Genomic DNA, 249 nt, shown 5'->3' on the forward strand with positions numbered 1-249 from the left:
CGTCGCGCCGAGGCCGCCAAGTTCGACGCCATCTTCCTGGCCGACTCGGTCGGCGTGCGCAACACCGACCTGGCGTCGCTGTCGCGCACCGCGCGCAGCGACCACTTCGAGCCGCTGACGCTGCTGTCGGCGCTGGCCGCCGTGACCGAGAAAATCGGCCTGATCGCCACGGTTTCGACCACCTACAACGAGCCGTACCACGTGGCGCGCAAGTTCGCCTCGCTCGACCACATCAGCGGCGGCCGCTCG

Annotated in this window: 1 protein-coding gene; it reads left to right on the plus strand. The window is 69.9% G+C overall.

The genetic code is table 11. The features are described 5' to 3' along the window. Positions 1-249, plus strand: a 249-nt coding sequence (locus SB749_RS20290) for an LLM class flavin-dependent oxidoreductase (protein ID WP_410711897.1), incomplete at both ends; no start/stop codon positions are given.

This window comes from Brevibacterium sp. SIMBA_078, assembly GCF_046534565.1.
Taxonomy (GTDB): domain Bacteria; phylum Actinomycetota; class Actinomycetes; order Actinomycetales; family Brevibacteriaceae; genus Brevibacterium.